19 protein-coding genes are annotated in these 23529 nt (G+C 69.3%); 6 read left to right on the top strand and 13 right to left on the bottom strand.

The genetic code is table 11. The features are described from left to right. Positions 1-9: 9 nt before the first annotated feature. On the bottom strand, positions 10-1047 hold the full coding sequence (locus tag N177_RS04615) for an AbrB family transcriptional regulator (protein ID WP_023431081.1): 1038 nt from the start codon (positions 1045-1047) through the stop codon (positions 10-12). Positions 1048-1107: 60 nt separating this feature from the next. Here N177_RS04615 and hemN point away from each other — a divergent pair, with 60 nt between their 5' ends. Continuing rightward, on the top strand, positions 1108-2457 hold the full coding sequence (hemN, locus tag N177_RS04610; protein WP_040485168.1) for an oxygen-independent coproporphyrinogen III oxidase: 1350 nt from the start codon (positions 1108-1110) through the stop codon (positions 2455-2457). A 41-nt stretch (positions 2458-2498) separates the two neighbouring features. Here the strand turns inward: hemN and N177_RS22350 are convergent, their stop codons facing one another. From N177_RS22350 to mscL, 6 genes are all read right to left on the bottom strand, one after another. After that, positions 2499-2807, bottom strand: coding sequence for a BA14K family protein (locus N177_RS22350; protein ID WP_425280790.1), 309 nt, complete (start codon positions 2805-2807; stop codon positions 2499-2501). 274 nt (positions 2808-3081) lie between these two features. Then, a complete protein-coding gene (locus N177_RS04600; RefSeq protein WP_023431079.1) occupies positions 3082-3735 on the bottom strand; it encodes a helix-turn-helix domain-containing protein in 654 nt (217 codons plus the stop codon). A 182-nt stretch (positions 3736-3917) separates the two neighbouring features. Beyond that, the gene (locus N177_RS04595) at positions 3918-4259 is read right to left on the bottom strand and encodes a response regulator (protein ID WP_023431078.1); all 342 of its coding nucleotides are present in this window, start codon (positions 4257-4259) and stop codon (positions 3918-3920) included. A gap of 76 nt (positions 4260-4335) precedes the next feature. Beyond that, positions 4336-4947 (bottom strand): response regulator transcription factor, encoded by a 612-nt coding sequence (locus tag N177_RS04590; protein WP_023431077.1) that lies wholly within the window; start codon positions 4945-4947, stop codon positions 4336-4338. After that, a complete protein-coding gene (locus N177_RS04585; RefSeq protein WP_023431076.1) occupies positions 4944-6140 on the bottom strand; it encodes a two-component system sensor histidine kinase NtrB in 1197 nt (398 codons plus the stop codon). The genes N177_RS04590 and N177_RS04585 overlap by 4 nt, the downstream gene beginning before the upstream one ends. A gap of 185 nt (positions 6141-6325) precedes the next feature. After that, a complete protein-coding gene (gene mscL / locus N177_RS04580) occupies positions 6326-6745 on the bottom strand; it encodes a large conductance mechanosensitive channel protein MscL (RefSeq protein ID WP_152527840.1) in 420 nt (139 codons plus the stop codon). A gap of 175 nt (positions 6746-6920) precedes the next feature. On the opposite strand from mscL, the gene N177_RS04575 reads away from it, so the two are divergent. Together N177_RS04575 and N177_RS04570 are read left to right on the top strand one after the other, a co-directional pair. Continuing rightward, positions 6921-10433 (top strand): PAS domain-containing hybrid sensor histidine kinase/response regulator, encoded by a 3513-nt coding sequence (locus tag N177_RS04575; RefSeq protein ID WP_023431073.1) that lies wholly within the window; start codon positions 6921-6923, stop codon positions 10431-10433. 247 nt (positions 10434-10680) lie between these two features. Further along, entirely contained in the window at positions 10681-11517 is an 837-nt protein-coding gene (locus N177_RS04570; protein WP_023431072.1) for a universal stress protein, read from the top strand. A 23-nt stretch (positions 11518-11540) separates the two neighbouring features. Here the strand turns inward: N177_RS04570 and N177_RS04565 are convergent, their stop codons facing one another. Both N177_RS04565 and N177_RS04560 read right to left on the bottom strand, forming a co-directional pair. Beyond that, the gene (locus tag N177_RS04565; protein ID WP_023431071.1) at positions 11541-12209 is read right to left on the bottom strand and encodes a response regulator transcription factor; all 669 of its coding nucleotides are present in this window, start codon (positions 12207-12209) and stop codon (positions 11541-11543) included. Positions 12210-12282: 73 nt separating this feature from the next. Continuing rightward, positions 12283-12711: a secondary thiamine-phosphate synthase enzyme YjbQ gene (locus tag N177_RS04560; RefSeq protein WP_023431070.1), complete on the bottom strand. Its 429-nt coding sequence runs from the start codon at positions 12709-12711 to the stop codon at positions 12283-12285. Positions 12712-12898: 187 nt separating this feature from the next. Here N177_RS04560 and N177_RS04555 point away from each other — a divergent pair, with 187 nt between their 5' ends. Then, on the top strand, positions 12899-13756 hold the full coding sequence (locus N177_RS04555) for an acyl-CoA thioesterase (RefSeq protein WP_023431069.1): 858 nt from the start codon (positions 12899-12901) through the stop codon (positions 13754-13756). 77 nt (positions 13757-13833) lie between these two features. Here the strand turns inward: N177_RS04555 and N177_RS20470 are convergent, their stop codons facing one another. Both N177_RS20470 and N177_RS04545 read right to left on the bottom strand, forming a co-directional pair. After that, a complete protein-coding gene (locus N177_RS20470) occupies positions 13834-14313 on the bottom strand; it encodes an FtsB family cell division protein (protein WP_023431068.1) in 480 nt (159 codons plus the stop codon). Positions 14314-14423: 110 nt separating this feature from the next. Beyond that, positions 14424-16640, bottom strand: coding sequence for a 3-hydroxyacyl-CoA dehydrogenase NAD-binding domain-containing protein (locus N177_RS04545; RefSeq protein WP_023431067.1), 2217 nt, complete (start codon positions 16638-16640; stop codon positions 14424-14426). A 110-nt stretch (positions 16641-16750) separates the two neighbouring features. On the opposite strand from N177_RS04545, the gene N177_RS04540 reads away from it, so the two are divergent. After that, positions 16751-17557: an EAL domain-containing protein gene (locus tag N177_RS04540; RefSeq protein WP_023431066.1), complete on the top strand. Its 807-nt coding sequence runs from the start codon at positions 16751-16753 to the stop codon at positions 17555-17557. A gap of 7 nt (positions 17558-17564) precedes the next feature. Here the strand turns inward: N177_RS04540 and N177_RS04535 are convergent, their stop codons facing one another. Both N177_RS04535 and N177_RS04530 read right to left on the bottom strand, forming a co-directional pair. Continuing rightward, a complete protein-coding gene (locus N177_RS04535; protein WP_023431065.1) occupies positions 17565-18773 on the bottom strand; it encodes an acetyl-CoA C-acetyltransferase in 1209 nt (402 codons plus the stop codon). Positions 18774-18856: 83 nt separating this feature from the next. Next, positions 18857-19321 carry a MerR family transcriptional regulator gene (locus N177_RS04530; protein ID WP_023431064.1) on the bottom strand — a complete coding sequence of 155 codons (465 nt, stop codon included), beginning with the start codon at positions 19319-19321 and terminating at the stop codon, positions 18857-18859. Between the two features lie 314 nt (positions 19322-19635). Between N177_RS04530 and N177_RS04525 the strand changes: the two genes are divergently transcribed. Then, positions 19636-23493: a peptidoglycan-binding protein gene (locus N177_RS04525; RefSeq protein ID WP_023431063.1), complete on the top strand. Its 3858-nt coding sequence runs from the start codon at positions 19636-19638 to the stop codon at positions 23491-23493. The last annotated feature ends 36 nt before the right edge of the window (positions 23494-23529 follow it).

The raw sequence follows: 23529 nt of genomic DNA, 5'->3' as shown, positions 1-23529 counted from the left end.
CGGCGGGCATCAGTCCCTGCGGCGGGGAAAGATCAGGGGGATGAGGATCGCGATGCCGAGGAAACGCACGACGTGGTGTGCGGCGACATAGGCTGGGTCGAAGCCGAGCGCGAACGCCATGATCGTCATCACGTCGAAGCCGCCCGGCGCGAAGGCGAGCGCCGTCTGCCCCACCGGGAAGCGCAACAGCTCCGCGGCAATGGCCGCCGCGAGCAGCGCGAGGCCGAGCGTCGCCACGAAGGTCAACACGCCGTCGACCGCCGAGCGGCGCAAGACCGCCCATCCGATGCCGCGAAAGCGGGAGCCGACAATTGCGCCGATGGCGATCAGCGCCGGGATCAGGATGAACCTCGGGACCGCGATGTCGATATTGCCCGTTCCGTGCAGCATGGCGCTGCCGAGCAGCGAGCCGAGCAGGATCGGGCTCTGCATGCGGATGAGGTAGCAGACCACCGAGCCGGCGACCCCGCCCGCGGCCAGGATCAGGAACTGCCCGACGTCGAACTCGGTCGCCGGCGCGCCTAGCTCGATCTCGACGCCGGCAGGCGCGATCAGCCGGAGCATCGGAGGCAGCGCCAGCACGAGAAGGGCCACGCGCAGAGACTGCACGAGGGTGATGCGGCCCACGTCTGCCTTGAGCGACTCCGAGAGGCTGACGATCAGCGACAATGCGCCGGGCGCGCTCGCGAGGAACGCGTCGCGGCGATCCCAGCCACCCCGCCAGCGCAGGATCGCGAAGGACGTGAAGGTGATCAGGACGACCGTCGCGACCATGCCGACGATAGAGGCCGGCCACGTGCCGATGCCCCTCAGGCTCTCGGGCGTGACGGCACTGCCGATCGAGAGCCCCATCACGAAGAAGACGAGATTGCGGAGCATCGCCGGCACCACGACCGGCACGCCGACGAGCCCGGCGACCGCGACAGCGATCATGCCGCCGGACAGCCACGAGACCGGGATGTCGAGGACCTCGAAAACCAGCCCGCCGGCCGCCGAAATCAGCATCGTGCCGCAGACGGCGAGGGTCAGCTTCAGGAGACCAGACATCGTTCCCCGGATTTGATGGAGGTCAAGGCGGAGGGGCGCCGGAGATCCCATGCTCGCGGCATGGACAACAGGCTTCTTCCCTACGCCCTCCGGCAGGTGCCGCGCTACACCTCTTACCCCACAGCGCCGCATTTCTGCGCTGCAGTGGACGCAGGCGTCTACGCGGGATGGCTCTCCGAACTTCCCCGGCGCGAGCCGGTGTCGGTCTATCTCCACGTCCCGTACTGCCGGACGATCTGCCACTATTGCGGCTGCCACACTAAGGCGATCCGCCGCGACGGGCCGATCTTCGAGTATGCCGAGACCCTCGGGCGCGAAATCGACCTCGTGAGGCAGAAAGCGGGGGAGAGGTTTCCGGTCTCCCACCTGCACTGGGGTGGCGGGACGCCGAGCATCCTGCCGCGACAGGCCTTCCTGGACCTGGCCGCGCGGCTGGCGGAGGCCTTCGACCTCCAGCCGGGGGCCGAGCACGCGATCGAGCTCGATCCGCGAACGGTCACGAGAGAGCTCGCGCGGACATTGAGCGAGATCGGGGTGACCCGCGCGAGCCTCGGCGTTCAGGACTTCGGCGAGCACGTCCAGAAGGCGATCGGTCGGATCCAGCCTTTCCCCCAGGTGAGCGCGGCCGTCGACGCGCTGCGCGAGACCGGAATCGAGGCGCTGAACTTCGACCTGATGTACGGCCTGCCGCAGCAGCGCGCCCAGGACGTCGCCCGCAGCGTCGAGCTCGCCCTCTCGCTCCGGCCCGACCGCGTGGCCCTCTTCGGCTACGCGCACGTGCCGTGGATGAAGAGCCACCAGAAGCTGATCCGGACAGAGGAGCTGCCGGGCGCGATGGAGCGCCTGGAGCAGGCCGATCTCGCAGCGGACCTACTCGTCGCCGAAGGCTATGTGCGGGTCGGTCTCGACCATTTCGCGCGGCCGGACGACCCGATGTCGACGATGCTCCGGTCGGGCACGTTGCGTCGCAACTTCCAGGGCTACACGACCGATTCGGCGACGACGCTGATCGGTCTGGGGGTCTCCTCGATCGGCCGCATGCCCCAAGGCTACGTGCAGAACGCGCCGGACATCGGCGGCTGGCGTCGCGCCGTCGAGGCAGGCGTTCTGCCGAGTGCGCGGGGGCGGGCGCTCGAGCCCGAGGACGTCGCGCGGGCCGCCGTCATCGAGCGGCTGATGTGCGACCTCGAGGCAGATCATGGCGAGGTCGCCCTCGCGCACGGTCTGCCCGTCGATCTCATGGACGACGCGGAGCCGGCGCTCAGGGAGCTCGAGGAGGCGGGCATCGTCGAGCTTCGCGGCCGCCACCTCCGGGTGCCCGAAGCGATGCGCAGCTTCGCGAGGCTCCCGGCGGCCGCGTTCGACGCGTACCTCGCGCCGCAGGCCGCGCGGCACTCGCTGGCCGTGTGACCCGAAGTCTCGCTCTCACTCATCTGCGACGCTGAGATGCCTCAGAGGCACGGAACCCACCGGCCGGAATACGTGCGGTACATCCCGGTCGCGGGGTCGTAGCTCCGATACCTGTCCCGGCAGTACTCGTCCCGGCTCTTCGCGCGGTAACCCCAGGCCGGGGCGTGGTCAGGGGGACCCCGCCTGGCCTGCCGGGGCTCGCCCCATCGGCTGACCGTCGGCCCTTTGTGTGATTTGTACCGGGCCTTGTTTCCACGTGCGTGCGCGGGCGGGCCCTTGACGAGTTCGACGGTGGAAGCCGTGTCGTCGACGACGGCAAGGACCGGCACCGCGTGCGCCGACACCGACATGCCCAGAGTGATGGCCAGAGCCAAGGCGGTTTTTTGGAAGATCACGGCAGCTCTCCGAACCTGCAGTCTGGTCTAGATCCTTGGAGACAACGCATCCGGCCGGCGTCGGATCCATCGTCCGGACATCCTCCCCTCGGACGAAGCGGTGCCGCCACCAGTTCGGAGAGGGTCGAAGACTTCGAGAGGGCCGACAGAAGGAGGGGCGGGTTTGCGAACCCGCCCCACAAGTTCACCCCCTGGCGAAAGAGGAGGCGGACGCCCGGCTCCGCCGGCGTCAGAAATTGCCCGCTATTTCACCCAGCGCGCCCCGGTCGGTCAGGCGCACCGTGTCCTGGCGGTCGAGGGCGATGGCGCCGCGCTTGCGCAGCTCGGTGAAGGAGCGGGACACCGTCTCGATCGTGAGGCCGAGATAGTCCGCGATCTCCTGCCGGCTCAGGTTCAGCCGGATGACCTCGCCGCCGGTCAGGCCGAGGAGGAAGCTGGCCACCCGCTCGACGGCGGATTTGCGGCCGAGCAGGACGGTGTGCTCGTGCAGCGCGTGGACGCGCCGGCGCACCTGCGCCATCAGCCGCGTCTGGAACGCGGTGCAGTTCTCGGAAGAGCGCCGGTCGTGGCACTGGATGCGCGCGCCCGTCAGCGTCTCGGCGCTGCAGTCGACGATGTCCTCGGCGCCGAAGCCGAAGAAGTCGCCGGGGCCCAGCAGCTCCACCACCTGGCGGCGGCCGTCCGGCAGGAGCTTGTAGAGCATCACGGCGCCCTCGATGATCTCCCAGATGGAGTTGGCGGGGTCGCCCTCGGAGAAGATCTCGGCGTGCGGCGCAAAGGAGAGGAGACGTGACCACTTGGGAGCGGAAGCAGCCTGCCCGGCGCCCCGATGCCGCTGGGGCAGGTTGATCTCGCGCAAGGCGTGCTGGGTGGCGGTGTGCATTATACTGGCGCCCCGTGTCTCTCGTTCCTGCGCTCGCTGTCGAGCACGAGACATAGCTACCAAGGGGCCGGAAGCGCCGGAATTCGGTGCACTTCGTACGGAGATACACTTAGGTGCGTGCGCCACCGCCGATGGCGGGCGGCCACGCGCGGGAACGGAGGGCTCGGCCGAGGGGTCGTCCCTCAGAGAAGCGCCTCCACCGCGGACGCATCGAACGGCTTGCGGATCAGCCGCTTCACCGGGAGCCCTTCGAGCTCGCTGCGCAGGTTCAGCTCAGATTTCCCGGAGATCACGATGATCGAGGGCTCGTCGCGCAGCTTGCTGACCCAGCGGATGAGCTGGCTGCCGCTCATGCCCGGCAGGCCGATGTCGACGATCAGCGTGTCGCCGGCGACGGGCACGACCTCGCGGAAGAAGCTCTCCGCATCGCCGTACCGGACGGCATCGTGGCCGTGGCTGGACAGAAAGACGGCCAGCGAATCACCGACGGCCGAGTCGTCTTCGACGATGTAGAAGCGCGGCACGCTTCGTCTCCCGCATGGAACTCAAGCGTGCAACATCCTCCTTGCGGGGGCTCGCCGCCTTGATCGGCATCAACTCTCAGCGCTTGTTGCCAAGCGCGATCCGTACCAGGTCGGCCGCGTTCTTCGCGCCGAGCTTCTCCATGATGCGCGCCCGGTGCACCTCGATCGTCCGGGGGCTTATGCCGAGCGTGCGCCCTGCCTCCTTGTTGGAAGCTCCCCCGGTGATCTCGACCAAGACCTCGCGCTCGCGCGGCGTCAGCAGTTCGGCCGCCTCGGCCGATATCATCGAGGCGGGATCGGCATCTCCGCTGCGTTCCGCATATCTGACGATCGCCTCGGCGACACGTTCCACAACGGTGTCGGCGTCGAACGGTTTCTCGATGAAGTCGAACGCCCCCTGTTTCACCGCCCCGACGGCCATCGGGATGTCGCCCTGACCGGAGATGATGAAGATCGGGGCGGGATAGTCCTGCGCATTGAGCTCCGACAGGACGTCGAGGCCGGACTTCCCCGGCATGTGGACATCGAGCAGGACGCAGTGCGGCGGGTCCGACTTCGCGATGCGGAGAAAGTCGCTCCCACTGCCGAAGCCGCGGGACTCGTAGCCCTCGAGCCTGAAGACGAGCTCGAGCGCATCGCGCACCGAGGGGTCGTCGTCGACGATATAGACTTTCTGAGGCTCGCTCATTCTCCGGTCCGTCCTGTCGGGTGCCGAGGGGCAAGAGGCCGTTCGATCGGCAGGGCGAGCGTGAAGGTCGCCCCGCGTCCGCCACCTCCGGGATCGACGGTCAGGTCGCCGCCGTGGCTCTGGGCGATGGTGCGCGAGATCGCAAGCCCGAGTCCCACGCCGCCCTTCGTCCGGCTGGAGAAGGCACGGAACAGGTCCGGCACGAGCTCGGGAGGAACGCCAGCCCCACTGTCGGTCACGCTCACCTTCTCCCACTGTTCGTCGCGGAAGGTCTCGACGAGGATCCGCTTCACCACCGCCACCCTCACCGCCTCTAGCGCATTGCGCATGAGATTGACCAGAACCTGCTGGATCTGGACCTGGTCTATCTCGACAGGCACGAGCCCGTCCTCGTGGCGGCGCACGATCTCGACGTCGTGGCCGCGCGCCCCGACGATCGCGAACTCGATCGTCTCGTCGACGAGGTCGGGCAGGAGTACCTTCTGCCTCTCCGTCTCCCGCTTCTCGATGAAGCGCCGCATCCGCTGGATGATCTTGCCGGCGCGGTCAGCCTCGTTGACCGCCTTGCCCAGGATCTCCGTGATCTCAGGCGCGAGGGATCCCTTCTCCACCTGCTTCTTCGCAGCGCGGTTCACGGCCTGCAGGTAGAGCATCACGGCGGTCAGCGGCTGGTTGAGCTCGTGGGCGAGCGCCGCTCCCATCTCGTCCATCGCGTTGATCCGGGCAAACCTGATGAGCTCGGTCTGGAGCGCGTTCGCCCGCTCGTCCGCTTCGACCTCCGCCCTGAGGTCGCGCATGATGCCGATGAACTGCCGGCCGTCCGGCGTCATCGCCTCGCCGACGGCGAGCTCGACGGGAATGACGGTGCCGTCGCGATGGGCGCCCCGGACGCGACGGCCGATGCCGATGATCTTCTTTTCCCCGGTCGCGTAGTAGTTCAGCAGGTACTGGTCGTGGCGGTTCGCCTCCTCCGGCGGCATGATCATCTTCACGTTGCGGCCGATCGCCTCCTCGGCGGAATAGCCGAAGGTGCGCTCGCACGCCTTGTTGAAGATCAGCATCCGCGCCTGCTCGTCCATGACGATGATCGGAAACACCGCCGTGTCGAGAACCGCCGCGAGGCGCGATTCCGAAAGTGTCTGTTCCTGAAGTTCCTGGGCGAGCCTTGAGCTCTGCCCCACGGGATCAGACATGCCGGTCACTTCTCTGCTGTGGTCGCTGCGAAGGCTCTGCCAAGCCGGAGAATCAACTGCTAGCCTCCCATACGCGTGGTTTCCAGTCATTTCCGGGAGCAGCGCCTGCAAGCTGCCCGCAAGCGGGCGCGCCCAATCGCCACAGTCGCCAGTGCTGGAGCCGGCCGGGCCGCACCCGGCAGCCGCTAGCGCTTGGCGAGGAGGTCGCGGATCTCCTCGAGGAGGACGACCTCGCGCGGGGGCTCCGGAGCGGCGGCCGGCTCGACCTGCTGCTTCACGAAGAGCCGGTTCATCGTCCGCACGAGGAGGAAGACCGCCCACGCGACGATCAGGAACTTGATCACGGCGTTGATGAACAGCCCGATGTTCCAGGTCACCGCGCCGGCCGCCCTCGCCTCGGCGATCGTGTTGAAGTTGCCCTCGCCGTTCAGCACGACGAAGAGCTGCGAGAAGTCGACGCCGCCGAGGAGCAGCCCGATCGGCGGCATGATGATGTCGTCGACGAGCGACGACACGATCGCCCCGAAGGCGGCGCCGATGATGATGCCGGCCGCCATGTCGACCATGTTGCCCTTGACGGCGAACTTCCGGAACTCGGCGATGATGCTCATGTGCCCTCTCCTTCTCCTCGCGCGGTCTAGCGCGCCGCGTCGAGGCTAGCGCGTTTCCGGCCCGGCCGCAGCAGCAGCGGGAGCGGGGCTGGTGGTGTGGCCGTGGCAGGGCTTCATGATGTAGTTTCGTGCGTCAAAGGCCGGCGACAGGACCGGCGCGGGAGGAAGCATGGACGGCTGGGTCGTCGTCTCGACGGCGGTCTTCTACATCGCACTTCTGTTCGCCGTGGCGAGCTACGGCGACCGCGTGGCGCGATCCGCGCGCTGGCGGCGGGCGCGGCCGCTCATCTATGCGCTCTCCCTGTCCGTCTACTGCACGTCGTGGACGTTCTTCGGCTCCGTCGGCCTCGCAGTGACGAGCGGGCTCGACTTCCTGCCCGTCTATGTCGGGCCGGCGGTGATGCTGCTCATCGGCCTGCCGCTTCTCCGGCGCATCGTCCGGCTGGCCAAGGCCCAGAACATCACGTCGGTCGCCGACTTCGTGGCCGCCAGGTACGGCAAGAGCCAGGCCGTGGCGGCCATCGTGACCATCATCGCGGTGGTCGCCGCGGTGCCCTATATCGCGCTGCAGCTGAAGGCGATCTCGGCGTCGGTCACGACGATGGCCGGCTACATCTACCAGATCGGCGCCGTGCCCGACGCGCCGATCCTGTCGGACAGCGCGCTCCTCATCGCGGTCGCGCTCGCCGTGTTCTCGATCCTGTTCGGCACGCGCCACATCGACGCGACGGAGCACCAGCACGGACTGATGCTCGCGATCGCGACCGAATCCATCGTCAAGCTCGGCGCCTTCCTGGCCGTCGGGCTCTTCGTCACCTTCGGCATCTATGGCGGCCCGGGCGAACTGTGGTCCGCCATGGCGCAGGCCCGGGCGACCGAGCCGGGCTTCATGGCGGTGAACCTCGAATCGTGGCTCACGATCACGCTCCTCAGCTTCGGCGCGATCGTGCTCCTGCCCCGGCAGTTCCACGTGATGGTCGTCGAGAACCACTCCGAGCGCGACCTCGCCTGGGCGCGCTGGGCGTTCCCGGCCTATCTCGTGCTCATCAACCTGTTCGTCATCCCGATCGCCGCCGCGGGGCTTCAGACCCTCGGCCGGGTCGGCGCATCGCCCGACATGTACGTCCTCTCGCTGCCGATGAGCGCGGGCGCGAACCTCGTCAGCCTTATCGCCTTCATCGGCGGCCTGTCCGCGGCCACCGCCATGGTCATCGTGGCGAGCGTCGCGGTCTCGATCATGGTCTGCAACGACCTCGTGATGCCGTTCCTGCTGCGCCGCGACGACGAGCGCGGCACCGTGCGCGAGGACATGGGGCGCACGCTCCTGACGATCCGGCGGATCGCGATCTTCGCGGTCCTCCTCCTCGCCTACGCCTACTACCGCACGGCCGGCAATTCGGCGGCGCTCGCCTCGATCGGCCTCATGTCTTTCGCCGCCATCGCCCAGCTCGCGCCGGCCTTCTTCGGCGGGCTGTTCTGGAGACGCGCCACGGCACGCGGCGCCATCTGGGGGACACTGGCGGGCTTCGCGGTCTGGGCCTACACGCTTCTCCTCCCGACCTTCGCGGCTTCGGGCCTCCTGTCGATGGACTTCGTGACGCAAGGGCCCTTCGGCATCGCGGCCCTGCGTCCCCACGATCTCGTCTTCCTCGACCTGACCCCGCTGACCCACGGCACGCTCGTGAGCCTCGCCGTTAACGTCGCGACCTACGTGGTCCTGTCGCTCACGCGCGAGCCGCGCGCGATCGAGCGCTCGCAGGCGAGCGTCTTCGTCGACAGCCAGATGAAGCCCCTGCCCGGCCCCGGCTTCTGGCGAAGCGAGGCGACGGTCGGCGAGCTGACGGCGCTCATCTCCCGCTATCTCGGCCGGGAGCGCACCGAGCGCGCCCTGCAGAGCTTCGCCGACGAGAACGGCGTGACGCTCGATCCGGGCCGCGAGGTCGACCTCCGGCTGCTGCGCTACTCCGAGCATCTTCTGGCGAGCGCGATCGGAGCGCCGTCCTCCCGCCTCGTGCTGGCGCTGCTGCTCGGCCGCCACGGCATGACGAGCCGGCAGGCCCTGCGGCTGCTCGACGAGGCGTCCGCGGCGATCGTCCACAACCGCGACCTCCTCCAGTCGGCCATCGACCATGTCGACCAGGGCATCATCGTGCTCGATTCCGAGCTTCGCCTGAGCTGCTGGAACAGGCGGTTCAGGGAGCTCCTCGACCTGCCGCCGGAGCTCGGCCGGGTCGGCATACCGCTGCGCGACATCGCCCGCTTCCGGGCCGAGCGGGGCGACTTCGGCGAGGGGGACGTCGAGGATCTCGTGGATGCGCGCGTCGAGCGGCTCTGCGGCCAGGACCACGCCTATCACGAGCATCTCCTGCCGTCGGGCCGCGTGCTGGAGGTGCACGGCACCTCTATTCCGGACGGCGGCTGGGTGGCGACCTACACCGACATCACCGACCGGGTGCGGACGGCGAAGGCGCTCGAGCGGTCGAACGAGACGCTGGAGCGGCGGGTGCGGGAGCGCACGGAGGAGCTGATGCGGCTCAACCGCGAGCTCGAGGTCGCCCGGGCCGCGGCCGAGGCCGCCAATCTCGGCAAGACCCGCTTCCTCGCCGCCGCGAGCCACGACATCCTGCAGCCGCTCAACGCGGCCCGGCTCTACGCCTCCTCCCTCACGGAGCGCACCCTCGCCAAGGACGAGCGCTCGCTCGCCCAGAATGTGGACGCCTCGCTCGACGCCGTCGAGGAGATCCTGAGCGCGATCCTGGACATCTCGCGCCTCGACACCGGCGCGCTGCGCCCGGAGCTCACGAGCTTCGACCTGGGCGAGCTCCTGCAGCAGCTCAAGATCGAGTTCGAGCCGCTCGCCAGGGAGCGGGGGCTCGAGCTCAGGGTGGTCGGCACCTCGCTCGCCGTGCGGTCGGACCGGCGGCTCCTGCGCCGGCTGCTGCGCAACCTGATCTCGAACGCCCTCAAATACACCGAGCGCGGCACCGTCCTCGTGGGATGCCGCCGGGCCGGCGACACGGTGCGGGTCGAGATCCACGACACGGGTTCGGGCATTCCGCTCGACAAGCAGGCGATCATCTTCGACGAGTTCCAGCGGCTCGAGGACGGGGCGAGGCGCGCCCGCGGCCTGGGGCTCGGCCTGTCGATCGTCGAGCGGATCGGCCGGGTGCTCGACCATCCCGTGGGACTGCGGTCGACGCCGGGACAGGGCTCGGTGTTCCACGTCGAGATCTCGCGCGCCGCCGCCCTGGCGGAGGCTCCGGCCGTGTCCGGCGCCGCGCCGGCGCCGGCCGGTCCCTTGGGTTCCCTAACCGCCCTCTGCATCGACAACGAGAAGAGGATCCTCGACGGCATGGCGACGCTGCTGGCCGGCTGGGGCTCTCAAGCGGTGTGCGCGACCTCCGCGGAAGGTGCGCTGGCGGCGATGGAGGGCAAGGCCGCGCCCGACGTCGTTCTCGCCGACTACCACCTCGATGACGGGACGGGGCTTCAGGCCATCGCGAGGCTGCGGGGGCTGTTCGGACAAGAGCTCCCGGCCGTGCTCGTGACCGCCGACCGCTCCGAGGAGTTGCGTGCCGCAGCGCAGAAGGAGAACGTCGCGATCCTCTTCAAGCCGCTGAAGGCGGCGGCGCTGCGCTCGCTCCTCGCGCAGCATGTGCGGCGGGCGGAGGCGGCCGAATAGCCCTCGGACCGGAGACCGGCGAGCCTGCCCGGTCGACCGCCGCGAGCCTCCGCGAGTTTTTCCGGCGTGCGTTGACAGCGATCAAGTCTCCCCCAGGTTTCGTGTGCTCGGATCGGATCGAGACGCCGACGGGCGAAGATTCGCGGGCACAGCCGCCTGTTTTCCCGTCGGCTCCGCTTTCGCCGACGAAACGAACCGAGTGCGCCGCACGAGCATCGCGGCGCGACGAATGAGGGAGAAAACGACAATGATCCGCGACATCGTGGTGCAACTGAACGGCGGCGACGCCGACAAGACGAGGCTCGCCCAGGCTGACGGCCTGGCCGGACTCTTCGAAGCCCACGTGACCGGGGCCTTCCTCAACGTCGTGCCCGACTACGCGACGCTGATCGACGGCGGAGTCGCCGCCCCGGGCATCCGCCGGGAGTCGGAGACGATCGCCCACGAGTTCGGCGATGCCGCCGAAGCCCGGCTGAAGTCGGAGCTGTCGCACCTGAAGGCGCCGGCCATGCTGCGCCGCTACGACGTTCCCCGGCGCGAGCTTGCCCGCGTGGCGGCCGAGGCGGCCCGAGCGGCCGACGTGTTCGTCCTGTCACGCCCGTACGATTCCGGCGACGACAGCGCGGCGGACACGGCCGAGGCCGCGCTCTTCGAGGGCGGCCGCAGTGTCTGCGTCGTCCCGCCGGGAGCGAGCACGATCGGCGCCATCGACACCGTCCTCGTCGGCTGGAGCAACACGCGCGAGTGCGGCCGCGCCGTCGCCGAGGCGATGCCGATCCTGCGTCAGGCGAAGACGGTCGTGCTCGCCAGCGTCGCCAGACACGGCGAGCGCGACGCGGAGCTGAAGGCCGCGGCGGACGACATGGTGCGTCACCTCGGCCATCACGGCGTGCCGGTCGAGTTCCGCTTCCTCGAGCGCAAGGACGACGTGGCCGACACGCTGGTGAGGGAAGCACAGGCGATCGGCGCGCAGCTCATCGTCACGGGAGCCTACGGCCATTCGCGCCTGAGAGAGGCCGTGGTCGGCGGCGTCACGCGCGACCTCCTGCGAAAGTGCCCGCTGCCGCTGCTCATGGCGCACTGACGGCATAGGAAGGCGGCCGGGATCTACCCCGCCGCCTCGTCGATCCAGCCGCTCGTCTCGATGCGGCTGGCGGCGATGACGGCCTGCGTGCGGCTGTCGACGCCGAGCTTCTGCAGGATCGCGGAGACGTGCGCCTTGACGGTCGCCTCGGAGACGTTGAGCTGGTGGGCGATCTGCTTGTTGAGGAGCCCGTCGGACAGCATCATCAGGACCCGCACCTGCTGCGGCGTCAGCGTCGCGAGCCGCGCCGACAGTGAGCTCGTCGGCGGCGGCGCCTCCGCTCCCGCGAAGTCGGGCGGCGTCCATGTGCGCCCCTGCATCACCGTCTCGACGGCCTGCCGGATCGTACCCATGCCGGCCGATTTCGGGATGAAGCCGAGCGCGCCGAACTCGAGGCTGCGCCTGACGACATTCGGTTCGTCGTGCGCCGAGACCACGATCACCGGCACCTCCGGGAACTGCGCCCGCAGGAAGAGGAGGCCCGAGAATCCACGCACCCCCGGCATCGCCAGGTCGAGGAGCACGAGGTCGACCTCCCGCCACGCCTCGATCCGGGCCGCCAGCTCGTCGAGGGAGCCCGCCTCCGCGATCTCGACACCCGGCCACAGGACCGTGAGCGCGTTGCGCAAGGCATCGCGAAACAGCGGATGATCGTCTGCGATCAGGATCCTGTAGTGATCTGCCTCTGCCACGCCTACTCCCCTGGCCGCCACAGGCTCCACGGGCGGCCGAGCCCATGCAAACCGGTTCGTCCTCCACCTCTTATCACCGAGCGAGGCTCCCGAGGAAATGCAGCACGACCTGCCGGTCGTGCGGCCGGTCCCGATGCTCCACGAGGTAGAGGCCCTGCCACGTGCCGAGGCACATCCGGCCGTCGAGGACGGGGATCGACAGCGAGACGTCGGTCAGCATCGACCGGATGTGGGCCGGCATGTCGTCGGGCCCCTCGATGGAATGATGATACCGCCGATCGCGCGGCGCCAGCCTGTCGAGCACCTCGGCAAGGTCGCGGCGCACGGGAGGGCTGGCGCTCTCCTGGATCGTCAGCGATGCCGAGGTGTGGCGGATGAAGACGGTGAGCAGGCCCGAGAGCGCCCCCTCTCCGCTCAACCAGGCGTCGACCTCCGAGGAGATGTCGTGGAAGCCCGGACCGGGCGTGCGCCGCGTCAGCGTGTGGAGCCTCTGCTCGAGCATGTCCCCGCGTTCCCGTCCTTCGTGTCCGCCCCAGTGGACCTGCCGCTGATCCGCCACAGCCGGACTTGCGACAGGCCCGCGCCGAACGCAAGGGCAATGCGTCAAACAAGCGGCGCGATCGTTTGCCTTTTCGACGTCGCCCGGGCCATTTTCTCCACCCGACCTCCGTCCGTGATGAAGGAGAGCCATGAGACCGGCCGAGACGCTGCGCGCCTACGTCAACACGTGGGAATGCGACGAAAACGACCACCTGAACGTCCAGTTCTACTTCCGCCATTTCGAGGATGCGGCGGCCCACCTCTTCGCCTTCGCCGGAGTGGAAGCTGCCGCACGGCCGCTTCCGCGTGTCCGACATGTGCGTTACCACCGCGAGCTTCGGGTCGACCAGTCGGTCGTCGGCCACAGCCACGCCGCCGAGGACGGTTCGCCGCGCCTCGTGCACGTGCTTCGCAACACCGCCGACGGCGGGATCGCGGCGACCGCGCTCGACAGCTACGAATCGCTTCCCGAGGCGGTCGCCAGGACCGCTGCCGCGGGAGTGCCGGAGGCGGCCCTTCCGCGCAGCCTGGGTGCGGAGCCGGCGCAGACGAACGGCGGCGATGCGTTCGACGGCGGGTTCGCGACCTATCGCGGGCGCCTCCGCGCCGGCGAGTGCGACCGCCACGGGCGCCCCTATGACAGCGCGATCATCGGCCGTGTGAGCGACGCAGCCACGCAGTTCTGGACCGGCATCGGCGTCACGCCCGCCTGGCTCGCCGAGCAGGCGGCCGGTCGCGTGGCGGTCGAGATGAAGCTGACGCGGGGAGAGGGCGGCGGGCCGGACGGGCTCGTCGACGTCCACTCGCGGCTCGAGGTGGTGTCGCGATCCACCGTCAGCTTCGCGCACCGACTGGTCGCCATCGAAACCGGCCAGGTGGTCGCGACGGTCGAAACGACGGCGCTGACGATGGATCTCGCCACGAGACGGGCGAACCGCTTCCCGGAAGAGGTCAGGGAGAGGCTCGAGGCCCGCATCCGCGCCGGGCGCATGGAGGGCGCGTGGTGAGGGGCGCGCGGTCCGTCGGCCTGCCCGCGGCGCTCAGTTGCCGCCCGGCTGGTCCTGCGGCTGCTCAAGATCGCTCTTCAGCGAGCGCAGCATCTCGACAAACCGGCGCATGACGACCTCGAACGTCTCCGACAGCCGGTCGAGATCCTCCTCGCTCGGCAGCTGGAGGACGAGTTCGTCGTTGCGACGCTGGACGGGCGGGGACGTTTCCCCTCCCCTGCCTCGCCGCCGGTCGTCGCGTCTCCGCCACGCAGCCTCGCGACCTCGTCGCGCAGGCTCGCCACACGGTCGGCGAGTTCGGCGTTCTCCGCGGCGAGCCGCTCGAGCTCGTCCTCGTAGGCCCTGCGGTCGTCGGCGACGAGCGTGCAGGTCCACCCGGCTCCCGATCCGCGGCAGATCGAGGTGTCGCCCGTGTCCCTGTCGACGCGGAGATAGCCTCCGTCGACCTCGCGCAGCATGTACCGCCCGCCCTCGGTGTCCGGCTGCGCCTCCTGGGCGAGGACGGCCGGGGCGACGAGCAGCGCCAGGAACGCGGACAAAGCGACCAGTGATCTCATGACAGGCTCCTTCCGCACCGTGACGTACGGCAAACATATGGTCGGAGCCGCCGCCATGGTAGCCCCGCCTACGGGCAACGCGCCGGCGCCGGACCCGGTTCTGCGCGCCCTCAGGCCGCGCGCTGCGGCGCCACGTCGGTCGGGGGGAAGCGGCCGTAGAATGTCTCGCCGTTCTCCGCCATCGCGATCAGGAGGTCGTTCGGCGCGAAGCGAGGTCCGTGCCGCGCCTCGAGCGCGCGGCAGAGGTCGACGAAGGCCTTCGTGCCCATGCCGTCGACATAGCTCAGAGTCCCCCCGGTGAAGGGCGCGAAGCCGAAGCCGAGGATCGAGCCCACATCGGCCTCGCGCACGTCCGTCAGCACGCCCTCCTCGAAGCAGCGCGCCGTCTCCAGGGCCTGCATGACGAGGAAGCGCCGCTTCAACTCGCCCACGTCGACCGTGTCCGGGTCGAGACGTATCTCCTGCAGGTCCTGAAGCCCCGGCCAGAGGCGCTTCTTGCCCGCGTCGGGATAGTCGTAGAAGCCCTGCCCGTTCTTGCGGCCGAGCCGGCCGCGTTTGACGACCATCTCCTCGAGCAGGTGCTCCTGGCGTGGCTCGACCGCGCTCTCGCCGAGGTCCTTCTTCGTCGCCTGCAGGATCTTCCAGGCGAGGTCGACCGCCACCTCGTCGTTGAGCGCGAGCGGGCCGACCGGCATCCCGGCCATGCGCCCGACATTCTCGATCATCGCGGCCGGCACGCCTTCCGCCAGCATCAGGTGGCCCTCGCGGATATAGGTGCCGACGACGCGGGAGGTGTAGAAGCCCCGGCTGTCGTTCACGACGATCGGCGTCTTGCGGATCGCGCGGCAGTAGTCGAGCGCGACGGCGAGCGCCTCCGGCCCCGTCGCCTCGCCCATGATCACCTCGACGAGCATCATCTTCTCGACCGGCGAGAAGAAGTGGATGCCGATGAAGCGCTCCGGCCGGACGCTCGCCTTCGCGAGGGAGCTGATGGGAAAGGTCGACGTGTTCGATCCGATCACCGCGGTCTCCGGAACGACGGCCTCCGCACGCTGGATCACGTCCGCCTTGACGTCGCGGTCCTCGAAGACGGCCTCGATCACGAGGTCGCAACCCTCGAGGCGCTGGTAATCGGCGGTCGCGTCGATGCGGGCGAGGAGCTCCTCCTTCGCCTCATGCGTCGCCTTGCCGCGCGAGACGTCCTTGGAGACGAGCGTGTCGGCATAGGCCTTGCCCCGCTCGGCGCTCTCCACGTCGCGATCGATCAGGACCACTTCGATGCCGGCCTTCGCGCTGACATAGGCGACGGCCGCACCCATGAAGCCCGCGCCCAGAACGCCGACCTTGCGTGCCTTCGACGCCGGTACGTCGGCCGGACGGCGGGCGAGCTTGTTCAGCTCCTGCATCGAGACGAAGAGCGAGCGGATCATCGCCGCCGCCTCCTTCGTCTGCAGGACGTGGGCGAAGTACCGCGACTCGACGCGCAGCGCCGCGTCCATGGGAAGCTGCAGCCCCTCGTAGACGGCGGACATGATCGCGCGGGCGCCGGGATAGTTGTTCTGCGTCTCCCGCCGGTAGATGGCGTTCGCGGCCGGGAAGACCTGGAAGCCCGTGGCGGAGTAGACGGGGCCGCCCGGCAGGCGGAACTTCTCCTCGTCCCACGGCTTCACCGCGCTGCCGCCCCCGAGGATCCAAGCCTTCGCCGCCTCGACGAGGCGCTCGGCCGGCACGATCTCGTCGACGAGCCCCATCTTCCGCGCCGTCGCGAAGTCGAGGTCGCGCCCCTGGAGCAGGTACTGCAGGGCGTCCGCGGCCGGCATCATGCGCGCGACGCGCTGCGTGCCGCCGGCGCCGGGGAAGAGGCCGACCTTCACCTCCGGCAGGCCGAACTTCGCCTTCGGGTTCTCTGCCGCCACGCGGTGATGGCAGGCGAGCGCGAGCTCGACCGCGCCGCCCATCGCGGTGCCGTTGATGGCGCAGACCCAGGGCTTGCCCGACGTCTCGAGCCGGCGATAGATCTGCGACAGCCTTCGGCTCTCGTCGAAGAGGCGTTGCGTGGCGGCCGTCTGGTCGCGCTCGCGCTCCGTGTGGAAGGCCTCGAGCATGCCGCCCAGCATCTTCAGGTCGGCGCCGCCTGAGAACGCGTCCTTGCCCGAGGCGATCACCGCACCCTTGATGCTCTCCTCGCCCGACACCCGGTCGATGATCGTCTCGAGCTCGTCCATCACAGCGAGGTCGATGACGTTCATCGAGCGCCCGGCCGTGTCCCAGATGACGAGCGCGATTCCATCGGCGTCGATCTCGATGCGGAAGTGCTTCTCGGCCATTGCCGCTCTCCCTTCTTAGAACTGCAGTCTCCGGCGGTAATGCTCTCGAAAGCAAATGCCTCTTACGGTCGGGCCGGTTCAGTTCCGCCAGAAACGCGCGAGTTACCCCGATGTCCAAGTCCGTGTCCTGCCAGGCATGCCGCGACGGCGCGGAACTGCCATTCGCCTTCTCGATGGCCTTCCAGCCGATCGTCGACATCGAGCGCGGGCGGCCATGGGCCTACGAGGCGCTGGTGCGCGGGCCGGAGGGGCAGTCGGCGATGTCGATCCTCGACCAGGTGACCGCCGAGACGCGCTACCGGTTCGACCAGGCGGCCCGCGTCAAGGCGATCGAGCTGGCCGGCCGGCTGTTCGGCACGGACGAGGCGAAGCTCTCCATCAACTTCATGCCCAACGCCGTCTACGAGCCGGCCGCCTGCATCAGAGCGTCGCTCGTGGCCGCCGCGAAGGTCGGCTTCGCCCGCGACCGGCTGGTCTTCGAGTTCACCGAGAACGAGCGCGTCGACGCCGCGCATGTGAACCGGATCATCGAGGAGTACCGGCGCCAGGGCTTCCTGACGGCGATCGACGATTTCGGCTCCGGCTATTCCGGCCTGAACCTCCTCGCGCAGTATCAGCCCGACATCATCAAGCTCGACATGGAGCTGATCCGCGGCATCGCGGAGAGCCGGGCCCGCCGCGCGATCGTGTCGGGCGTGCTCGCCACCGCCGAGGCTCTCGAGCTCACCGTGATCGCCGAGGGCATCGAGACGCACGAGGAGCTTTCGACGCTGCGCGAGGCGGGCATCACGCTCTTCCAGGGCTACTACCTGGCGCGGCCCGCCTTCGAGGCGCTGCCCGAGCTCACGCTTCCCGTCGTCACGCCCCTGCCCACCGCGGGCGTGGCGCGCCAGAGGCTCCTCGCCGTCACCCGGTAGCACCGCCTCAGACCCGCTCGATGATCGTCGCCGTGCCCATGCCGGCGCCGATGCAGAGCGTGACGAGGGCTGTGGAGAGATCGCGCCGCTCGAGTTCGTCGAGGACGGTGCCGAGGAGCATCGTGCCGGTCGCGCCGAGCGGATGGCCCATCGCGATCGCGCCGCCATTGACGTTCACCTTCTCCGGGTCGGCGTCGAAATGCTGCAGGAAGCGCAGCACCACGGCGGCGAAGGCCTCGTTGACCTCGATGAGGTCGATGTCGTCGAGCGACATGCCGGCCTTCTTCAGCGCCTTCTCGGTGACCGCCATCGGCCCCGTCAGCATGATGCCCGGCTCGGAGCCGATATTGGCGTAGGCGCGGATTCTCGCCCGGGGGGCGAGCCCAGCGGCGGCGCCCGCCTCCTTCGAGCCCATCAGCACGGCCGCCGCGCCGTCGACGATGCCCGACGAGTTGCCGGCATGGTGGACGTGGCGCACCTCCTCGACCTCCGGATAGCGCTGGAGGGCCACGGCGTCGAAGCCCGCCATGTCGCCCATCTGCGCGAAGGACGGCTTCAGGCTTCCGAGCGACTGCATGGTCGTGTCGGGCCGCATGTGCTCGTCGCGGTCGAGGATCGTCAGCCCGTTGATGTCCTTGACGGGCACCACGGAGTTCGCGAACCGGCCGTCCTGCCACGCGGCGGCGGCGCGCTTCTGGCTCTCCACGGCGTACTGGTCGACGTCGTCCCGGGAGAAGCCGTATTTCGTCGCGATGAGGTCGGCCGAGATGCCCTGCGGCATGAAGTAGGCCTTGACCGCGAGCCTGGGGTCCATCGGCCAGGCGCCGCCCGAGGCGCCGAGGCCGACGCGGCTCATCGATTCCACGCCGCCGCCGACCGTCATCTCGTGCTGGCCGGACATGATCTCGGCCGCGGCGAAGTTCACGGCGTCGAGGCCTGAGGCGCAGAAGCGATTGATCTGCACGCCCGCCACCGTCTCGGCATAGTCGGCGTTGAGGACACAGCCGCGCGCGATGTCGCCGCCCGCCTCGCCCACAGGGTCGACGCAGCCATAGACGACGTCGTCGACGAGCGAGGTGTCGAGGCCGTTGCGGTCGCGCAGCGCCCGCAGCACCTGCGTGCCGAGCTCGAGCGCCGTCACCTCGTGCAGCGCCCCGTCCTTCTTGCCGCGTCCACGAGGGGTGCGGACATGATCGTAGATGAAGGCCTCAGCCATGCCACTCCTCTCCGCCTCGAAGGAGAGGTCGGGGAGGCCGTGCCGCCGCCCCGACCATCGCTTGCCCGTCCGGCGCCGGACGATCAGTGATCGGCCTTGGCGCGCTCCTTGAGCATGCCCTCGACGACCTTGTGCGTGCGACGCAGCTCGCTGAGGGCCTGGTCGATCTCGCTGCGCTGCTCTTCGAGCAGGGAGATCTGCGCTCCGAACTTGTCGAGGGCGACGCGCAGTTGCGTGACCTGCCCGTCCTTGAGGTCGTAGAGGTCGAGCATCTCCTTGATCTCCGTCAGGGAGAAGCCGACCCGCTTGCCCATCAGTATGAGCTTCAGCCGGGCCCGGTCACGGCGGCTGTACAGCCGCTGCAGGCCCTGGCGCCGCGGGTTCAGAAGCCCCTTGTCCTCGTAGAACCGCAGGGCACGCAGCGTGATGTCGAACTCGCGCGCGAGGTCCCCGATCGTGAAGACGGTCTTCTTCTGCCCTCCGGCCTCGCCCTCGACGAGAAGCTCGTCCTTCTCGTCGGGCTCGTATCTGCGGAAGTCACCTTCCATGGAATCACTCTTCTCACTCATAGCCAGTCTTGAAGCTGCCTTAGCCTTACGTTTGCGTAAGCGTCAATCGGTTAGTTCGTCGCATGGCCGCGCCGAGCGCGCGTGCCGATTCGGAGCAGATCTCAGCAAGACTTAACCAGCTGTTTACCTTACCGGGAGAAACATCGCTCAGATTGAACGACGATGCGGATGCACTGCACCGCAATACGCCACGCCAGCAGATCGGGCAAGAAATGGCACTTGCGAGCTCTTACGGAATGGACCCCGAAAGCGACCCGCTTGCGGAAGCCCGGCGGGCGGCTCGGCGAGCGGGCATGAGCCTCGGCGAATGGCTCGATGCGGTGATGCGGGAGCCGGAAGCGGGGGCGGCGCCGACGCAGGACAGCGGTCCGGAACGTGCCGGAAGCGAGCAAATGCAAGCTCCCGAGGCACTTCGCGCTATCGCGCGGCGCCTCGACAAGCTCGGCGGGCGCATCCCCGGAGACACCGGCAGCGCCGAAGCCGCACGCGCCACGGTCGGCGAGCTCGAGCAGCAGCTGGAGACGATGGCGCAGGCCGTGAACGCCTCTCGGCCCGAAACCGCACCGAACAGATCACAGCTTCGCGAAGGCGAGAGCGCCGCCGGCAAGAAGTCGATCGACGGCCTGCGCCGGGCCATCGACGAGATCGCAGCCCGCCAGAAGGTGCTCGACCGGCAGGGCTCCGGCGACACCGAGCCGCGCGGCAACCGAATGCAGGATCTCGAGGCGAAGATCCGCGCCCTGTCCGGCCGGCTGGACCGCCACCAGGGCCTTGCCGCCGAGATGCGCAGCGAGTTCTCGCGCTTCGGCGAACGCCTCGACACCGCCTCCGAGACGGTCGCGGCGCGCGTCACCGATCAGCTGCGCGAGGATCTGCGCAGCCGCGGCAGGGAAACCCAGGCCGAGTTCGACACCGTGCGCGCGGAGATGCGGGAGGTCGCCCGCGATCTCAATCAGGCGCGCAGCAAGGATGCCGAGCGGCTGGAGGCCGACCTCGCGCGAATCGGCAAGCGCATCGAGGAGCTGCAGGTTTCATCCCCCGGCATCGAGCAGTGGATGGAGGATTTCGCGGCGCGGCTGGAGCGGGCGACGCAGGAGCAGCTGAGCGCGCTGCGTTCCGAGATGGGAGAGGCCGACCGGCTGGTCGAAAGCCTCGTCAAGACCGAGTTCGAGAAGCTGCGCGCCGAGTTCCGCCAACTGTCCGAGCGGATCGACGAGGCGGGAGAGAAGACCCCCGATCTCGACGCGCGGCTCGACGATCTCGCGCTGCGCCTCGACACGGCGACCCGAAGCGAGGTCGCTGCGCTGCGCAACGAGATCCAGGAGATGGGCCGCAGCATCGAGCGCGGCGCACGAGCCGAGGTCCAGAAGCTTCAGAGCGAGTTCGCCGCCCTCAGCGAGCGCCTCGGCGAGGCCGGGCAGCCCGACCCTGCGATGGAGCAGCGCCTCGGCGACCTCGCCGACCGTCTCGGCACCGCGACCCGCGGCGAGATGACGGCACTCCGGGAGGAGATGCAGGAGATCGGCCGTGCGGTCGAACGGTCCTCGCGCGCCGATCTGACTCAGCTCGAGGGGCAGTTCACGAAGCTCTCTGGACAGATCGAGGAGATGGGCCGGCGCGACCCCGACCTCGAGTCGCGCATCGAGGATCTCGCGGTCCGGCTCGACACCGCCACGAAGCGCGAGATCGGCGAGCTCCGCGAGGAGATCAGGGCTCTGGCCGGCCAGGTCGACGGCGGCACGAAGGGCGAGCTCTCCTCCCTGAAGGGCGAGATCTCGAAGATCGCCGATCTTCTCCAGATCGGAGCCGGCGGCGACAGCGCCGAGGGGCGGGAGGCCGCGGTGGCCGGGCTCAACGCGATCCGCGAGGAGATTCGCGGCCTTCAGGATCGCCTCGACGGAAATCAGGAGGGATACGCCACGCTCCGCGAGGAGGTCCGTTCCCTCAGTGAGCGCCTCTCGAACCAGGCGCCGAACCGGCTCGACGAGATGGAGCGGCGGCTCAACGAGCTGGCCGACCGCATCGAGGCGAACTCGGGCGCGATCGATCTCAGCGCCCTCGGCCGCCTGGAGACCGAAGTCGCGGGCCTGACGAAGGCCCTCGGTGAAGCGAGCGACCGACCCGCCGACATCTCCGGCGTCGAGAACGCGATCAACGAACTGTTCGACCGGATCGAGGAGGACCGCGAGACGGCCGTCGCCGCCGCGCGCGACGCAGCCGAGGAGGCCGTGCGGCGCGCCCTCGAGACGCTCGAGGCACGAAGTGCGGAGGGGTCGATCTCGGAGGCGCTGCGCGAGGAACTCGTGTCGCTGCGCCAGCATGGGGATGCCTCGGAGGAGCGCACCCGCAGCACCCTCACGGCCGTCCACGACACGCTGCAGAAGATCGTCGAGCGGCTGACGCGCCTCGAGGCCGAGGTCGAGGAAGCCGACCTCGCTCGAGGTTCCGTCCTCGCCCCGCCTTCGGAGCCCGAGGCGCGGCCTGCTTCGCAGGGCGCGGCGTCCTCGCTCTACGAGCCGGACCAGGCAGCAGACGCTGCGACCGACGACGAGATCGTCGGACGGATCGCCTCCGTCACCCGCAGCTTCAAGAACGAGATCGACGACAACACCCCGCTGGCCCCGGGCAGCGGACGCCCCGTGGCGGCAAGCGAGGACGGCGCATCGGAAGCTGCGCCTCAGGCGACCACGGCTGCCGCACCGTCGCCGTCGGCGGAGCCCCGGCACACGGATCCTGCCGCCAAGCCCAACGACTTCATCGCCGCAGCCCGGCGCGCTGCCCAGACTTCGACCGTGGAAACGCGCGGAGCCCGGCTCGTCCCGGATGCCGACGAGGACGAGGCGCGGGGCGCCCGGCCGCTCGATCTCCTGAAGAAATACAAGCGGCCGCTGATGATCGCGACGGCCATCATCGTCATCGCCGTCGGCGCGGTGCAGGTGGTCGGCTTCCTTCGGGGCGGCGACCTGGATCTGGGCGCGACGACGGACGACCGCCCGGCCCTCGCCACGCTGCCCCCGGCCGCGGAAGGCGCGGACGTCGAGGCGCAGGTTGCGGGAACCGAGGACGCTTCGAGCTTCGCCACTCGCGCCGCCGAGCGCACGGACCCGTCGGAACAGGCGCCGGAGGGCATCGGCGCCGAGACGGTGGAGCGCGGCGCGGAGCTGCCCGGAGTAGCGGCTGTCGATCCGATCGAGACGGGCTCGATCGCAGCGCCGGAGGAGCAGGCTTCCATGCGGCCGGGCCCGGAGGCGGACATGGCGGCCCCGGCGGCCTCGAAGCAGATGGAAATCGAGCTGCCCGACCCAGCCGTCGGTCCCACGGCCCTGCGTCTCGCCGCGGCCCAGGGCGACGCGGCCGCGCAGTACGAGATCGGCGTTCGCTACACCGACGGGATCGGCGTCGCGCGCGACGCCTCCGAGGCCGCGAAGTGGTATCGCCTCGCCGCCGCGCAGGGTCTCGCGCCCGCGCAGTACCGCCTCGGCAGCCTCCACGAGAAGGGCGAGGGTGTCGAACAGGACCCCGACCTCGCGCGCATGTGGTATCAGCGGGCCGCCGAGCAGGGCAACAGCAAGGCGATGCACAACCTCGCCGTCCTCTATGCCGACGGCATCAAGGGCACGCCCGACTACGAGCGGGCCGCCATCTGGTTCCGTCAGGCGGCGGAGTACGGCCTGTCCGACAGCCAGTACAACCTCGCGATCCTCTACGCCCGCGGCATGGGGGTGACGCAGGACCTGGCCGAATCCTACAAGTGGTTCGGCATCGCCAGCGCCGGCGGCGACGGCGAGGCCGCCGACCGTCAGCGCGACGTCGCGAAGAGGCTCGAGCCCGAGACGGTGGCGGAACTCGACAGGGCCGTCTCCGAGTTCAAGCCGAAGCCGCTCCTCGCGAGCGCGAACGAGGTGCCGACCCCCGCCGGCGGCTGGGGCGAGGCGGAGCCGAGCGAACGGACCGCGCTCGACGGCGCGACCTTGATCCGCATGGCCCAGGCGAAGCTCGCCGAGCTCGGCTACGACATCGGCACCGTGGACGGCAGGATCGGACCGCGCACCCGGGAGGCGGTGCGTGCCTTCCAGACCGCCAACGGCATGGAGGCGACCGGCGAGATCGACAGCCGGCTCGTCGCCCGCCTTCAGGAGCGAACGAGCTGAAACTTTGAGGTAAGATCGCTCCCTTAGGCTGGCGAC

This window comes from Lutibaculum baratangense AMV1 (genome assembly GCF_000496075.1).
Taxonomy (GTDB): domain Bacteria; phylum Pseudomonadota; class Alphaproteobacteria; order Rhizobiales; family Tepidamorphaceae; genus Lutibaculum; species Lutibaculum baratangense.
Note: the sequence above shows the minus strand (reverse complement) of the source record. Positions and strands in the feature narration are given on the sequence as shown.

Coding starts and splice junctions, on each gene's coding strand:
- N177_RS04615 (WP_023431081.1), bottom strand. CDS start 1,047: ATGTCTGGTCTCCTGAAGCTGACCCTCGCCGTCTGCGGCACGATGCTG.
- hemN (WP_040485168.1), top strand. CDS start 1,108: ATGGACAACAGGCTTCTTCCCTACGCCCTCCGGCAGGTGCCGCGCTAC.
- N177_RS22350 (WP_425280790.1), bottom strand. CDS start 2,807: ATGTCGGTGTCGGCGCACGCGGTGCCGGTCCTTGCCGTCGTCGACGAC.
- N177_RS04600 (WP_023431079.1), bottom strand. CDS start 3,735: ATGCACACCGCCACCCAGCACGCCTTGCGCGAGATCAACCTGCCCCAG.
- N177_RS04590 (WP_023431077.1), bottom strand. CDS start 4,947: ATGAGCGAGCCTCAGAAAGTCTATATCGTCGACGACGACCCCTCGGTG.
- N177_RS04585 (WP_023431076.1), bottom strand. CDS start 6,140: ATGTCTGATCCCGTGGGGCAGAGCTCAAGGCTCGCCCAGGAACTTCAG.
- N177_RS04575 (WP_023431073.1), top strand. CDS start 6,921: ATGGACGGCTGGGTCGTCGTCTCGACGGCGGTCTTCTACATCGCACTT.
- N177_RS04570 (WP_023431072.1), top strand. CDS start 10,681: ATGATCCGCGACATCGTGGTGCAACTGAACGGCGGCGACGCCGACAAG.
- N177_RS04560 (WP_023431070.1), bottom strand. CDS start 12,711: ATGCTCGAGCAGAGGCTCCACACGCTGACGCGGCGCACGCCCGGTCCG.
- N177_RS04555 (WP_023431069.1), top strand. CDS start 12,899: ATGAGACCGGCCGAGACGCTGCGCGCCTACGTCAACACGTGGGAATGC.
- N177_RS20470 (WP_023431068.1), bottom strand. CDS start 14,313: ATGAGATCACTGGTCGCTTTGTCCGCGTTCCTGGCGCTGCTCGTCGCC.
- N177_RS04545 (WP_023431067.1), bottom strand. CDS start 16,640: ATGGCCGAGAAGCACTTCCGCATCGAGATCGACGCCGATGGAATCGCG.
- N177_RS04540 (WP_023431066.1), top strand. CDS start 16,751: ATGTCCAAGTCCGTGTCCTGCCAGGCATGCCGCGACGGCGCGGAACTG.
- N177_RS04535 (WP_023431065.1), bottom strand. CDS start 18,773: ATGGCTGAGGCCTTCATCTACGATCATGTCCGCACCCCTCGTGGACGC.
- N177_RS04530 (WP_023431064.1), bottom strand. CDS start 19,321: ATGGAAGGTGACTTCCGCAGATACGAGCCCGACGAGAAGGACGAGCTT.
- N177_RS04525 (WP_023431063.1), top strand. CDS start 19,636: ATGAGCCTCGGCGAATGGCTCGATGCGGTGATGCGGGAGCCGGAAGCG.